Origin of the sequence: Pseudomonas caspiana (genome assembly GCF_040224095.2) — a bacterium.
GTDB lineage: Bacteria > Pseudomonadota > Gammaproteobacteria > Pseudomonadales > Pseudomonadaceae > Aquipseudomonas > Aquipseudomonas caspiana.
Genome location: NZ_CP167995.1, coordinates 2,115,727 through 2,128,769, shown reverse-complemented (window position 1 = coordinate 2,128,769; position 13,043 = coordinate 2,115,727). Strand labels below are relative to the sequence as shown.

Annotated in this window: 18 protein-coding genes; 13 read left to right on the top strand and 5 right to left on the bottom strand. The window is 55.5% G+C overall.

The window, feature by feature from the left end; genetic code table 11:
• The first annotated feature begins 24 nt into the window (after positions 1–24).
• The 8 genes from ABRP31_RS09750 (at position 25) to ABRP31_RS09715 (ending at position 4,167) form a co-directional block, all read left to right on the top strand.
• Entirely contained in the window at positions 25–606 is a 582-nt protein-coding gene (locus ABRP31_RS09750) for a hypothetical protein (protein WP_349970950.1), read from the top strand.
• A gap of 10 nt (positions 607–616) precedes the next feature.
• Positions 617–898: a DNA-binding protein gene (locus ABRP31_RS09745; RefSeq protein ID WP_349970951.1), complete on the top strand. Its 282-nt coding sequence runs from the start codon at positions 617–619 to the stop codon at positions 896–898.
• 140 nt (positions 899–1,038) lie between these two features.
• On the top strand, positions 1,039–1,359 hold the full coding sequence (locus tag ABRP31_RS09740) for a pyocin activator PrtN family protein (RefSeq protein WP_349970952.1): 321 nt from the start codon (positions 1,039–1,041) through the stop codon (positions 1,357–1,359).
• A gap of 56 nt (positions 1,360–1,415) precedes the next feature.
• Positions 1,416–1,835 (top strand): hypothetical protein, encoded by a 420-nt coding sequence (locus tag ABRP31_RS09735; protein WP_349970953.1) that lies wholly within the window; start codon positions 1,416–1,418, stop codon positions 1,833–1,835.
• Entirely contained in the window at positions 1,832–2,053 is a 222-nt protein-coding gene (locus ABRP31_RS09730) for a hypothetical protein (protein ID WP_349970954.1), read from the top strand. Before ABRP31_RS09735 ends, ABRP31_RS09730 begins: the two co-directional genes overlap by 4 nt.
• Positions 2,053–2,595 (top strand): phosphohydrolase, encoded by a 543-nt coding sequence (locus ABRP31_RS09725; RefSeq protein WP_349970955.1) that lies wholly within the window; start codon positions 2,053–2,055, stop codon positions 2,593–2,595. The genes ABRP31_RS09730 and ABRP31_RS09725 overlap by 1 nt, the downstream gene beginning before the upstream one ends.
• A gap of 367 nt (positions 2,596–2,962) precedes the next feature.
• Positions 2,963–3,895, top strand: a complete 933-nt coding sequence (locus tag ABRP31_RS09720; RefSeq protein ID WP_349970956.1) for a hypothetical protein — start codon at positions 2,963–2,965, stop codon at positions 3,893–3,895.
• Positions 3,892–4,167, top strand: a complete 276-nt coding sequence (locus ABRP31_RS09715) for a pyocin activator PrtN family protein (RefSeq protein ID WP_349970957.1) — start codon at positions 3,892–3,894, stop codon at positions 4,165–4,167. The genes ABRP31_RS09720 and ABRP31_RS09715 overlap by 4 nt, the downstream gene beginning before the upstream one ends.
• A gap of 1 nt (position 4,168) precedes the next feature.
• On the opposite strand, the gene ABRP31_RS09710 is transcribed toward ABRP31_RS09715, so the two are convergent.
• Positions 4,169–5,293: a site-specific integrase gene (locus tag ABRP31_RS09710; protein WP_349971011.1), complete on the bottom strand. Its 1,125-nt coding sequence runs from the start codon at positions 5,291–5,293 to the stop codon at positions 4,169–4,171.
• A 102-nt stretch (positions 5,294–5,395) separates the two neighbouring features.
• Here ABRP31_RS09710 and dusA point away from each other — a divergent pair, with 102 nt between their 5' ends.
• The gene (dusA, locus tag ABRP31_RS09705) at positions 5,396–6,406 is read left to right on the top strand and encodes a tRNA dihydrouridine(20/20a) synthase DusA (protein ID WP_349970958.1); all 1,011 of its coding nucleotides are present in this window, start codon (positions 5,396–5,398) and stop codon (positions 6,404–6,406) included.
• Positions 6,407–6,571: 165 nt separating this feature from the next.
• A complete protein-coding gene (gene tal / locus ABRP31_RS09700) occupies positions 6,572–7,498 on the top strand; it encodes a transaldolase (protein WP_087266134.1) in 927 nt (308 codons plus the stop codon).
• A gap of 77 nt (positions 7,499–7,575) precedes the next feature.
• Here the strand turns inward: tal and rssC are convergent, their stop codons facing one another.
• Positions 7,576–8,058 (bottom strand): anti-sigma factor antagonist RssC, encoded by a 483-nt coding sequence (gene rssC / locus ABRP31_RS09695; RefSeq protein WP_087266136.1) that lies wholly within the window; start codon positions 8,056–8,058, stop codon positions 7,576–7,578.
• Complete coding sequence (gene rssB, locus ABRP31_RS09690; protein WP_349970959.1) at positions 8,058–9,239, bottom strand: two-component system response regulator RssB; 1,182 nt, start codon at positions 9,237–9,239, stop codon at positions 8,058–8,060. Before rssB ends, rssC begins: the two co-directional genes overlap by 1 nt.
• Positions 9,240–9,503: 264 nt before the next feature.
• On the opposite strand from rssB, the gene ABRP31_RS09685 reads away from it, so the two are divergent.
• Positions 9,504–9,803: a PilZ domain-containing protein gene (locus ABRP31_RS09685; RefSeq protein WP_087266140.1), complete on the top strand. Its 300-nt coding sequence runs from the start codon at positions 9,504–9,506 to the stop codon at positions 9,801–9,803.
• A 78-nt stretch (positions 9,804–9,881) separates the two neighbouring features.
• On the opposite strand, the gene ABRP31_RS09680 is transcribed toward ABRP31_RS09685, so the two are convergent.
• Positions 9,882–10,583: a VacJ family lipoprotein gene (locus ABRP31_RS09680; protein ID WP_087266141.1), complete on the bottom strand. Its 702-nt coding sequence runs from the start codon at positions 10,581–10,583 to the stop codon at positions 9,882–9,884.
• Between the two features lie 209 nt (positions 10,584–10,792).
• Between ABRP31_RS09680 and ABRP31_RS09675 the strand changes: the two genes are divergently transcribed.
• Complete coding sequence (locus ABRP31_RS09675; RefSeq protein WP_349970960.1) at positions 10,793–11,401, top strand: HAD family phosphatase; 609 nt, start codon at positions 10,793–10,795, stop codon at positions 11,399–11,401.
• A 235-nt stretch (positions 11,402–11,636) separates the two neighbouring features.
• Positions 11,637–11,900, top strand: coding sequence for a DUF4404 family protein (locus ABRP31_RS09670; RefSeq protein WP_087266146.1), 264 nt, complete (start codon positions 11,637–11,639; stop codon positions 11,898–11,900).
• 93 nt (positions 11,901–11,993) lie between these two features.
• On the opposite strand, the gene ABRP31_RS09665 is transcribed toward ABRP31_RS09670, so the two are convergent.
• Positions 11,994–12,962: a L,D-transpeptidase family protein gene (locus ABRP31_RS09665; protein ID WP_087266148.1), complete on the bottom strand. Its 969-nt coding sequence runs from the start codon at positions 12,960–12,962 to the stop codon at positions 11,994–11,996.
• Between the last annotated feature and the right edge of the window lie 81 nt (positions 12,963–13,043).

Genomic DNA, 13,043 nt, shown 5'->3' with positions numbered 1-13,043 from the left:
CCCCAGCGACGGAGGCCGGGCAGCATGAGCAAGTTCAAGGTCGATAACCGCACCCTAATGCTGCTCAAGGCCCAAGCCAACATGAGCGAAAGCTTCAACCACACATTGCGCTCAGCCCCAATGCGGGAAGCGCTGTCATTTCGTCTCAAGGTCGAACGCAACCAGGCGGACACTTTGTTCACCGTTGAATTGGGGGCCGAACGCCACACCCTGACCCTCGACAACACCCCGAAAGCTCACCTCAAGCTGGCCGACTTTATCGAAGAGATAGTCAACGGACCTTACGATCCGAGCACTGCAACCCATCTTCAACATGCGAGCCGTGAATACGCGGCCTTCAATGCTGAGCATCGCCAGAAGGTATTCGATCTTGTCCGCACTGGCGGGGCGCTGATTCTGGAAATGGGCTTTGAACTGCCCATCCATTTGGCTATTGATCGCTCTCAGAGACGCCAAGGCATCACCACCATCGTGAGCATTGGTGTGAAACGTCCACGCACTAAATGCTTCACCGCATCCGGCAGTGATGTCGAAATGTTTGAGATGGTCGCTGAATCCATCAACCACCTTGCAGCGGCAGCAACGCCTGCAGCTCATGCGGCTTGAGGGGGCAGACATGGAACGCGACCTCGAAAAGACCGCCAAGTACTTCGGCCTTACCCGCCCAAAACTCATGCAACTGATGCGCGCAAAGGACCTGCTTAAAGGAAACCTGCCCGCCTACCCAGTCCGCGACCGAGCATACCTGCGGATCAAAGACAGCAGTTGGTATCACGACACCCTGGGCATGCAGTACAGCCAGTCGACCAGAGTTCGCCAAGCCGGTATCCCCTGGCTTGCCGAGCAACTTGGCCTCGACCTTCCTGCCATTCCGGCAGACAACCGTGACGTGGCCTAGGGAATACGCCCGCCAGATCGTCGCTTTACGCACACGAGAGGAGCGCAATGCAGCGCTCCTTGAGGTGCCTGAGCATCTGCGCGAGCTCACCAAACGCCACTGCTTGAACAGCTGGAATCACCCAAAACGGAGAAGACCAGATGAAGGACACTAACCAAAACCCACTGCGCCTGATGGCAGCACCGGATCCGGCAACCATTGAACTGCTCTACCGGACCTTTGGTGACGTCTTGATCCCACTGGAAAAGCTGCGCGAGCAGTACTTTCGCAACCTCAATGAACAGACCTTTGCCATCGAGATTATGAACGGTCGTATTCAGCTACCGGTGACCACTCTGCACGCGAGCCGAAAGGCTCCCAAGTATGTGCACATTCGTCACGCAGCAGCCTTGATCGACATTCAGGCCTATCGGGCAGACGAGCAATACGCAAAAACTCAAGACCTGCCGGCCGACGACTAGCAATAACCGAAATGGCTGTCACCACCAGCCAAACACCACCACCAAGAGCACACCACATGACAACCACACAGATTTACGCACTGATCGGAATCATCTTTCTAGTCGGCCTTCTTTTTTGGTTTGGCTACATGATGGGATGGAGTGCAGGGGTAACTATCGGCCTTAAGAAAGGCGAGGCCAGCCCACGTCAACAAGACCTGTCCGCCATCAAAGAACTTGAGGAATCGCTACAACTCCTCCGAGCTGAACACCAGCGCCTAGCAAAGCATTGCAAAAGCCTTAAGCAAAGCTTGGCCTGGGGCATGAAAGAAAAAGAAGCACTGCTCGACATCGCTGAGAAGCTGCGGATTGCTGCAGAGACATTCAGCGCGTTCCGTACCGGCAAAAAACTTCACAGGGATTGCCTGAGCCTGCGAGAGCAAGCTCTGGAGATGGCCGCACGTCTGCAGACGACAGAGCAGGAGCAAGCAGCATGAGAAAGCCCATATCTGTGATCCGTCTCAGCCCGGAGGCGGCCGGTGATCTGAATCAAAAATACCTTAAAGCTAGCTCCGAGCTAAATAAGCTCAGCCGCTATCAACGTGAGTTCGACAAGCAACTAAAGGTGCTGATCGGGCAGGAAGCGTTGCGCAAATTGCACAAAGCCACCGAAAACGCGCTATTGCTGGGCGACCTGGTTAAGGAGGCTGCGTGATGAGCCGGATACTAACCATGACCGGACAGTCGCTCGACTTGTACGCGCCTGAATCCGATCAGATCGACCCACGGGATATCTCACACTCCCTGGCCCATTTGTGTCGATTCAACGGTCACTGTCGAGAGTTTTATAGCGTGGCCCAACACAGCTGCATCGTCGCGGACTTAGTGCCAGAGGAGCACAAGTTAGCCGCCCTGCTTCATGACGCCACTGAAGCTTACGTGGGCGATATGGTGCGCCCGCTCAAGGAGTTGATGCATGCCTACCAGGACGTCGAGAAATCGATATGGGAACGGATATGCATCCGCTTCGGCCTCGAAGCTGACCTACCAGACGAAGTGCACCACGCGGACCTCGTTGCACTCGCCACAGAACGACGCGACCTCATGGCACCCGATACCGCCATCTGGAAATGGCTGATAGGTATCGCCCCATCGGACGAGATCATCCGGCCTTGGTCACCACTTGAAGCGCGGCTCACCTATCACCAGCGGCTGATGAATCAGCTCGCCATTGAACACCGGAGGAAAGCGGCATGAATCACACACTGACACGCCACCAGAACCAAGCCGCTTTACTCCGCGAAAACTGCCGTATCAACGCGCAAAATACAAACAGCCTCTGCTGCGCAGCAGCAGGCATTACTGCTCTTTGCCGCAGCACTACAGAGGTGCTTATACCCCACGTAAAGCTGCGCGGGGCTGCACTCACTGATGCAATGCTAAACGCTCAGAAACGCCCGCTCGCGCAGCCTGTCGTGGGGTCTGAAACCACCTCGTACACTCGAATTATGAGCAAAATAAGGGAGCTTATGTGCATTCCCAGCGGCGGTCGAAAGCCAGCCGGACAGATCCATTCAGCGGGCTACCGACTGAGCCTCAGCGTGGTACAGCTAGGAGAACGTCAATGACACTCATTAGCTCAGACAACCCTGATCTCTGGACTAGTGACTCTTTTGAAGACTCTGTCGCCGCAGCCTTGATCACCTGCTTTGAAACCAGAATCAAAAAAAATAAAGGGGCAGGCCCAAATACTCTTACTAGCGAGCGGATGGGCTTCATCAGAAAAATCGGTCCCTATATTCCGAGCACCGACAGGTTCATTATCGCGCCAAGCACGACTGGCGTTGGAGATTGGGAATTCGATGTTACCAATGACCCTTTGCCTACACTGGGATGCATTGGATATACCAAGACAAAACAAACACCGCCCGACGAATATGGTGGCTTTTTTCAAACCACATACGTTCGGAAAGTCACCAGTCTGCCCAAGACATGGCACAAACGTTCGGGCGGACAGTTGTATGAAATGATAATTGCCGCATCAGAAAATGATTTTATTGAAGGTGAGCGCTCTTTCTTTTGCATAACGAGAGAAGGCAAAGTTGTTGCCTGTGAACAACGCTTTGAAATCGCTGGTCGGTACAAAACCAGCCACGACCTCACTACGCCGGAAAACGAATTAAGAGGTCGTGAAGCCAGAGCATCGATTGCTTTGCAATTCATAGCAGACAGCCGTTACTGCTGGACAATTGAGGCCCGTGAAGCCAGCTGCCTCGCTCGCCTGGGTTCAATGCCAGAGCAAATTAAATCCTTGCTGTACGCGAGATCAGTTCCGCTGACCGAGACAGGACGAAAACGACCGATACTCCACTTGGTAGCCGCTCATCAACGTCGTTTGAAGAATGGCATTGATGTCGACATAACAGGATTTCTTAGGGGCGTTCAAACAGTCGAGATAGGTGGAACATATTTTACTGTCAGGCCAGCACCAGCACTACTGCCAGACCTAACTGCGGCCAGCAGAAGCAAAGTATCCATGCGCGAGGATATAGAATGAACACAGCTTTCATTCTTATGGCCCAGTACAATGGCCGGGCCATTATCCCGCTGGAGCAGGTATGCAAGGACTACTTCACGCACCTGACCACTGACATGTTCCAGCGCAAGGTCCTTGCCGGACAGATCAAAATTCCGATAACTCGGCTGGAGTCGAGCCAGAAAAGCGCCAAAGGTATCCACATCACTGATCTCGCGGCCTACCTTGATTTGCAACGGGAAGCTGCGGTGAAAGAATTCAACAAGCTCAACGGATACCGCCGAGCCAGTTAACTCACTGTTTACCCCAGGCGCCCAGCTTCACGGGCGCCTGAATGATCTTTTCTAACCACGGCCAATTGGCATAGTGGTCACCTCTCCCGCGTAAGTGGGTGTATCTACGCAATGAATTCCAATCCCGATGCCCTGAAACACTTGCCACTCGTGGGATATCCCAGTCCATTTCAAATAACCGGCTCACGCCCTCGTGCCTCAGATCGTGGAAGTGCAGATCATCAATCATCATAAATTTGCACGCCTTTGCCCAGGCAGTGGCTATCGATGACGAGTTATAGGGGAAAATCTCTGCACGCTCCTTTGGCATGCTTTTCAGAATGCGCCAGGCCTCATCCGGGAGGTGACACCAAACATCGTTGCCAATCTTCTGGCCCGGGTTTTTCATGTCCCGCACCATCACCCGCTGACGCTCCTCATCGACGTCCTCCCAAAGTATTCGGCCAATCTCGTCTTGCCTACGCGTGGAGAACAACGCGAAGCCGGTGACTTTGAGCATGTTGATCGAACTAGGGCGACGCTGCTGAATACCTACGAAGTGCTCCAGCACCTTATCCAGCTCGTCCTTGGTCGGCCGCCGATCCCGCTCGCGGCTTTTCATGTTGTAACCCAGCTTTCTCAACACCTTTCGAGCGTCTGCCATCGCGTGGACATCGACCTCATACCCCCAAGCTGGCCGAGCAATCGATAGGACAGCCCCAAGGTGCGCCAGATCGTTGCCTGCCGTCTGCGGTTGGACACCGCCGCCCTCTTTGCTCATACGCCATAGTGCAAAATCCACCAATCGCTGACTGTTGATGGAGGAATCAACGGTCTGGCCAAACTCGGTCGCCGCGATAGCATTTAGAGTGGCTTCCTTGGTTTTACCCAAAGGGCGGACTTTCTCCATTTCATCCAGGTACTGCTTGATCATGTCCTGCACGGTGACGCCCTTGCGGTTCGCCCGCTCAATCGCACCAGGCTGATCCAGCTCTGCCTCACGCCGCCGCACCCAAGCTTGTGCGGCCTGTTTCCGGGCGAAAGTCTGGCTCTCTTGGTAGACTTGTGCTCCATCGCGATACAGGCGTATCTGTGCCGTGTAACTGACTGAGCCATCGGTGCGTTTTCGTGCTCTGATCGTTGCCATAGTCGACTGGTACAATTCGGAAAGTGATTGGTACATTGTACCAGCGCCACCGAAAAAACGCCTGAAAACGCCTAAAAACACGCTATAAATACGTTGAGCCAAATGGTACCAAACACCCACCCCAGCCCAGTAAACTCGAGCCCTGCGCTATCTAGGAGGTTCTCCGTCGCCCCCATGATGGACTGGACAGACCGTCACTGCCGTTTCTTCCTGCGCCTCTTGTCAAAGAACGCCCTGCTCTACACCGAAATGGTCACCACCGGCGCTCTGCTCAACGCCGATCCGCATCGTTTCCTCCAGCACGACGAGGCGGAGCATCCGCTGGCGTTGCAGTTGGGGGGCAGCGTTCCGGCTGATCTGGCGGCGTGTGCGCGGATGGCTGAGGCGGTGGGTTATGACGAGGTCAATCTGAATGTGGGCTGCCCGAGCGATCGGGTGCAGAACAATATGATTGGTGCAGTGCTGATGGCGCATCCGCAGTTGGTGGCCGATTGCGTCAAGGCGATGCGTGACGCGGTGTCGATTCCGGTGACGGTCAAGCATCGAATCGGGATCAATGGACGCGACAGCTACGAACAGCTATGCGAGTTCGTCGGCACGGTGCGTGACGCGGGCTGCACCAGTTTTACGGTTCATGCGCGGATTGCGATTCTTGAAGGTCTATCGCCCAAGGAAAACCGTGATATCCCGCCACTGCGCTATGACGTGGCCGCTCAGTTGAAGCGGGATTTTCCTGATCTGGAAATCATCCTTAATGGCGGTATCAAGACTCTGGAGCAATGCCAGGAGCACTTACAGGTGTTCGACGGCGTGATGCTGGGCCGCGAGGCGTATCACAACCCTTACCTGCTGGCCGAAGTTGATCAGCAACTGTTCGGCAGTGATGCACCGGTGATTTCCCGTGCTGAAGCGCTGGCGGCGATGCGTCCGTACATTGCGGCGCATATTCAGAGTGGTGGCTCCATGCATCACGTCACCCGCCACGTACTAGGGCTTGGCACAGGTTTCCCGGGGGCGCGACGCTTCAGGCAATTGCTGTCGGTGGACATCCACAAAACTCAGGATCCGCTGGCTCTTCTGGATCAGGCTGCCGGACTGCTGGAAGGTCGCTGACCGTACGGAACAACACAGGCGGATCGCGCTCCAACCAGTCTGGATCGAGTTTTCGCCCACCCGGCAGCAAGCCGCCCCGTTCTGGCGCAGCGTTATACTTTGCGCCCTTGAGTGGGCGGCGGCGCTCGGGTAATGTCATCTAACCGCACAGGACAGAGCACTCTCATGACTTCCAAGCTGGATCAACTCAAAGCATTCACTACCGTTGTTGCCGATACCGGCGATTTCGCAGCCATCGAAAAGCTCAAACCGGTCGATGCGACCACTAACCCTTCTCTGCTGCTCAAGGCCGGTTCAAGCGACAGCAATGCTGATCGCCTCAAGGCTGCCTTCAGCGGTGCCAATGGCGATATCGGTCTGGCATCTGATCGTTTTGCGGTCGCCATCTGCCAGGAAATCCTCAAGGTTGTGCCGGGCCGTGTTTCCACTGAAGTCGACGCCCGCCTCTCTTTCGACACCAACGGCTGCATCGAACGCGCCCAGCGTCTGATTGACATGTATGACCAGGCAGGCATCAGCAAGGATCGTATCCTGATCAAGCTGGCGTCGACGTGGGAAGGTATTCGCGCTGCCGAAGTACTGGAAAAGAAAGGCATCCAGTGCAACCTGACCCTGCTGTTTTCCTTCGCCCAGGCCCAGGCCTGTGCCGATGCTGGCGTGTTCCTGATCTCGCCGTTCGTGGGCCGGATCTACGACTGGTACAAAAAGGCCGAGGGCAAAGACTACGTTGGCGCGGAAGACCCAGGCGTAAAGTCTGTAACCCGCATCTACAACTACTACAAGGCCAATGACTACAAGACTGTGGTCATGGGTGCCAGCTTCCGAAACCTGAGCCAGATTGAGCAGTTGGCCGGTTGTGACCGCCTGACTATCAGCCCGGATCTGCTGCAAAAACTGGCGGAAGATAACGGCACACTGGAACGCAAGCTGTCGCCAGGCAATGCCGGCGAGCCACGCGTGACGTTGAATGAAAGCCAGTTCCGCTGGGCATCGAACGAAGATGCAATGGCGACCGAGAAACTGGCCGAAGGCATTCGCCAGTTCGCTCGTGATCAGGAAAAACTGGAAGCGCTGCTTAGCGCCAAAGTCTGATCTGTAAGTCTGAAATACTAAAAGGGCGGCATCCTCACGGGTGCCGCCCTTTTTGCTGCCAGCGAATCAGGGAGTGATCAGTGACGCTCGAGGGCGTTAACCAGATCATGGAAGGCTTCGCGATTGGAGTCATTGAGTCCCATGAGGATCTTGTGCGCTTCCAGCACCTTGGACTTGACCACTTCTTCGCACTGATCCTGGGACGGCAGGTCTGTCAGGCACTCAGGACACGGTATTGGTCGGTCAACGATGTTGAATACCTGATCGAAACCCATCGACTGCAAGAGCCGGGTGATGTCTTCATGGGTGGTGACCAGCGTTGGCAACAATCCAACTTTTTGACGCGACAAGATCGACAACTTGGCCAGCAAGCCGAGTGTCGTACTGTCGATGCTTCGGGTTTCGGTCAGATCGATCACAACTGCTGAAAAATTCAGTGCAGTGAAAATCCGCTCAATAGTCGCATCCAAAGCCGAACATAAGGTCAACCGCACTTCCCCAACAAACTTGAGGACAAACGTGCCTTCCTGCTCGGCGAACTGGATTCTACCGGTACTCATTAAAGGTTCCTGCTCAGCACTAACAAGGCGATATCATCCGGCATCTCCCCTAGCGTGGCCAATCCAAAACTCTGGCGCAGACCATCCAGGCTGCCACCCGCCGCTTTTACCAGTTCAGGTAGTACGGCCTCTTTCTCTTTGAGTGTATCACCGGGAAGAAGATCCAGAATGCCATCAGACAACAGGGTCAGACTAAACGACTCAGGCAAGTCGATCACATGATCCTGATAAGTGGCTTCGTTGAACAGCCCTACCGGCAAGCCACGCCCCTCAAGATAACGTGCTTCACCTGGCGTATACAGCACAGGCAACGGCAGATGACCGCCGACAGCGTAAGTCAGTTGACCCGATTCTTCATCAATCACACCGCCGACCATCGTCACATGCTTGCCCAGCTTGCAGCTGATCAAACCGCGATTGATGTGGCCCAGGACATCCGAGGGCTTGAATTCCGGCAGCGTACCACCGCGCTTTGACTCGAACAGCAAGCGCGTGGTCATGAACTTGAGCAGCACCGTAATGAATGCTGACGACGCACCATGCCCGGAAACATCCGCCAGATAAAACGCCACCCGGCGCTCATCGACGCGGAAGTAATCAACAAAATCACCCGACAGGTAGAGCGACGGAATGATTTCATGGGCGAAATTGAACTGATCAATCGACCACGGGCTGGTCGGCAGCATGTTCATCTGCACCTGGCGCCCGGCATCCTGGTCTTCCTGAAGCAGATGCAGACTGGCCTCCAGCTCGCGATTCGCCGTTTCAAGCTTCTTGCGATAGAGCTGGTTTTCCTGAAGCAGGCGCGCACGATCCAGAGCCCGACGCACTGAATGCTCAAGCACTGCGAGGTCTTCAAGCGGCTTTATAAGATAATCGGCGGCCCCCAGACGAAGTGCCTCGACGGCGTCGTTCATAACGCCCGCCCCCGACACAACGATTACCGGGGTCTCGGGCGCTATGGCCGTTACCTGACGAATAACCTCAAGCCCACCCATCTGCGGCATGCGCAAGTCGCAGATCACCAGATCGGGCTTGTCTTGCTCGAATATCTGTATGCCCTGCAAGCCATTGTTAGCTTGCAGGACGCTGAAGCCACTGTCTTCCAAATAGGCGGCAAGACTCGCTCGCACTACTTCGTCGTCATCGATTATCAGCAGCGTGGCACTGGTTTTCTGCATGTGGGCAAACGGCGCCAGATTAGGTTGGCGTAGGCAACCCGGTTCTCGGGTCTGCGTACTGGATTCGCTTCTAGCCTCTCTGACCGCTCGACTGGACTTTTGATCCTGTGGGAAGCGTTTCAGAGGTGCCCTTCAAGGCGCAGACGGTACTCCCATCCGACGGGCGTTTCAAGCACACGCCAGCGCCCACTTTGCGTCTTTACACGGCAAATCGCTCAGAGTTATAAGAACTGTGAATTCAGCAACGAAAACGAAGGACTGGACATGAGTCTAAATGATCGAAGCTACGAGGAGAAACGAGACTACATCCGCATGCGCGTGGAAGCCGACGTCAGCTTGATCTACGCAGGCCAGATCATTCCGGCTGTATGCATTGATTTATCGAGCTCCGGGATGCAGGTACAGGCACCCAGAACGTTCAAAGTAGGCGATAAGCTGAGCGTACGTATCGATTCAGACCATGCTGCACTCAAGGGGCTTGAAGCAGATACAGAGGTTGTCTGGGTGACTGACGAAGCCGATGGCGGACAGAAACTGGGCCTGACAATCGTCAAGATGAACTGATCTTCGACGGAACTGGTTCACAAACGGTAAAAAAATAAAGGCGACCACAGGTCGCCTTTATTCATTCAGCTCGGTTGATCAGAAATCGTCAGTGACCTGACCGTCCTTGACCCGGAACTCACGGTTCTGCAGATACGCGTTGCGGATGAAGATGTACTTGTCACCGTTGATCAAGCGCTCTGCCGACAACAGGCTAGCGCGGGTATCGACCAGGTTGATGCCCAGTGCCGTGTTACGGGTGGGTACGTGATCAATGTAGCGGTACGGCGAGGTGTAGGTGTCCGGGTACTTGGCAACGGCGTCACGCACGGTGCTCGGGCCAAACAAAGGCAGCACCACATACGGACCGCTTTGCACGCCCCAGTAGCCCAGCGTCTGACCGAAGTCTTCGTCGCTGCGTTGCAGGCCCATTTTGGTGCCTACGTCGATGAAGCCCAACAGACCAAAAGTGGTATTGAAAATCAAGCGAGCGGTATCAACACCGGCAGCGGCAGGTTTGGCCTGCAGCACGTTGTTGGCGAAATTGCCGACATCGCCGATGTTGTTGAAGAAATTATGAACGCCATCTTCAACAAACTGCGGAGCAACGAATTGATAACCCTGCGCGATAGGTTTCAAAGCATAGGTATCGATGGTGTCGTTGAAGCGGAAAATCACCCGGTTAACGCTTTCCCACGGATCTTCTTCAGCGGCCTGTGCAGCCATTGGCGCCAGCGCCATACCGGCACAGACACACAGCTGAGCAAGACGATTGAACACACCTGCACCGGTCACGGGCATAGCTGAAACTCCTGGCAAAAGTAATGAAGCGGGCGCTACGCCCCCACACGTCAAGGCTGGGAGTATAAGGCCATATGACAGGAATTAGGCAGCACCTTGGCTATTGAAGTCTGTAAGACCCGCGAAACGCCTTTAAACATCATCACCAGATATTCATCTTACTGTCACAAATGCTCAGTAGCGTTCAGCGTTATTTCAGAGATATCGCCATGCTCGCGCCTGTGACAGCCCCACTGCCCGCCTTTACTGCCGTCCTTTTTGGCCTGAGCGGCTGTCTGGTGGATTTCGGCGCGCAAGCGCGTAACGCTCGCGAACCGAGTGATGAACACTCGCTGATCACCCCAGGGGCGCTAAAAGCCTTACAGCGACTGCATCAACAAGGCATACCTTGCGCCTGGCTGGATGAGTTGCCAGAGAACGTCGCCACTCGAATGGCTCAATCAGTCAGCCATTTGATCAGAGCCTCCAGGACTACCGAGACACGCTGGCCTGCCCCCGATGCTTGCTGGCAAGCGCTGATGACCTTGAATGTCAGCCAACTGGACGGCTGCGTACTCGTCAGCGGCGAGCCAGACCTGCTGAAAGCGGGCCTTAACGCTGGCCTCTGGACCGTAGGCCTTGCGTCATGTGGATCGCTGTGCGGCCTGTCTCCCTCACAATGGCAAGCACTGACCGATGCCGAACGTGAACACCGCAGGGGGCAGGCGACATTGCAGCTTTACGCACTGGGGGTGCACTCAGCGATTGATCATCTGGGTGAACTGGAGTCGTGTCTGGCAGATATCGCGCTACGCAGGACCAAGGGCGAGAAACCCTAGCATCTGCTGATGCGTCTGCTGATGCGCCTGTTGCGCAGACTTGGGTTTGCCTGTGAGTTCTCTGCTTTGTCTTTGCCCTGCAGGAGCCCCTTTAGCCAGTCCTGCGGCAATGCTCCTGTTTGATCACAGTCATGCAACCCGCGCCGCGTTGGATTAGTCTTGATACAGGCTCATGACGAACCTTTGGCATTACGCCGGGGTCCATGGGACAGACTTATCAAACAAGGAGCACCTCATGCCTGCCCGCGAACTGCAAGAACAACTCAATACCCTGCGCGAGCAACTGGAGCAGAATCCACCACTGAACGAAGCTGAGCGCGCCGACCTCGAAAACCTGGCACAGCAGATTCAATCCCAGATCGAACTGGAATCTGTGACGCAGGACCCAAGCCTGGCCGACGGGGTCAATCTGGCGGTGGAGCGCTTTGAACTTGACCATCCCGGCATCGCTGGCACGCTGCGTAACATCGTAGTGACTCTGGGCAACATCGGTATCTAGTTCCCCTATCTGAAACACCGGCCACAAAAAAACCTGCTCCGCTCGCCTGAAGTACATTCTGAACAGGCGGCGAAGCAGGCTTTGGCTTGACGCTTACTGCAGTGGCACTTGAACGTCTGTGCTGGCCGCGACCGCAGCACTCGGCACCGCGATTTCTACCGGCATGCCGTCTTCAGCAGCGACTACGTCGCGAACCAGATCCCAGTTCATCCGCAGGTTGTTCGCCAGGTCTTCGCGCTTGAGCAAAGCGTTGATCACCGCCGTATGCTTGTCGACCACCGAAGGGTTGCCGTTGTCATCCACCGGCGTATGCGCCTCCAGATACACCTTGCCGCCGCTCAAACCAAACTTGTACGGCTCGGCGATGATGCGCACCGTGGTACCCACTGGAGCCATGCCAGCCAGTTCCAGCACGTTGTTGTTGTACATGCGGAAGCAACCGTGACTGGTGCGCATGCCGATACCGAATTTCTTGTTCGAGCCGTGGATCAGGTAACCGGACATGCCCAGGCCGAATTTGAATGGCCCCAGTGGATTATCCGGACCTGCAGGCACCACGTTCGGCAGTGGATCGCCATCAGCAGCGTGCTCGGCACGGATCGACGCCGGTGGAGTCCAGGTCGGATTAGGCGTTTTGGCGATCACCTTGGTGACGCCGATAGGAGAGCCCCATCCCTCACGACCAATACCCAGCGGATAGGTGTGAACCACGTTCTCACCTTTGGGGTAGTAGTACATGCGGTATTCGGAAAGGTTGATCACGATGCCTTCGCGCGGACCGGCTGGCAGTATGAAACGGGTCGGCAACACGATCTGAGTACCAGCGCCCGGCAGCCACGGGTCGACGCCCGGGTTGGCGGCGATCATTTCCAGATATCCCAGATCGTATTTGGTGCCCAGGTCGGCGAAGGTGTCTTCGTATTTGGCGGTGACGGTCTGCACCTGACCAATGATGTCTTCACCCGGAGGTGGCAGAGGGAATTCCAAAGCGGAAACGGAGCCCGCCGCACACAGTGCAGCAAGCGACAGGCAGCGGGTAACGGCTGGAATGCGCAACAACATCCGGGAATCCTTGGGCAATACGGCGGGTAGTGAAGATGGCGAATTGTACACCCAGTCCTGCTGGACCGGGAATCACCCCGC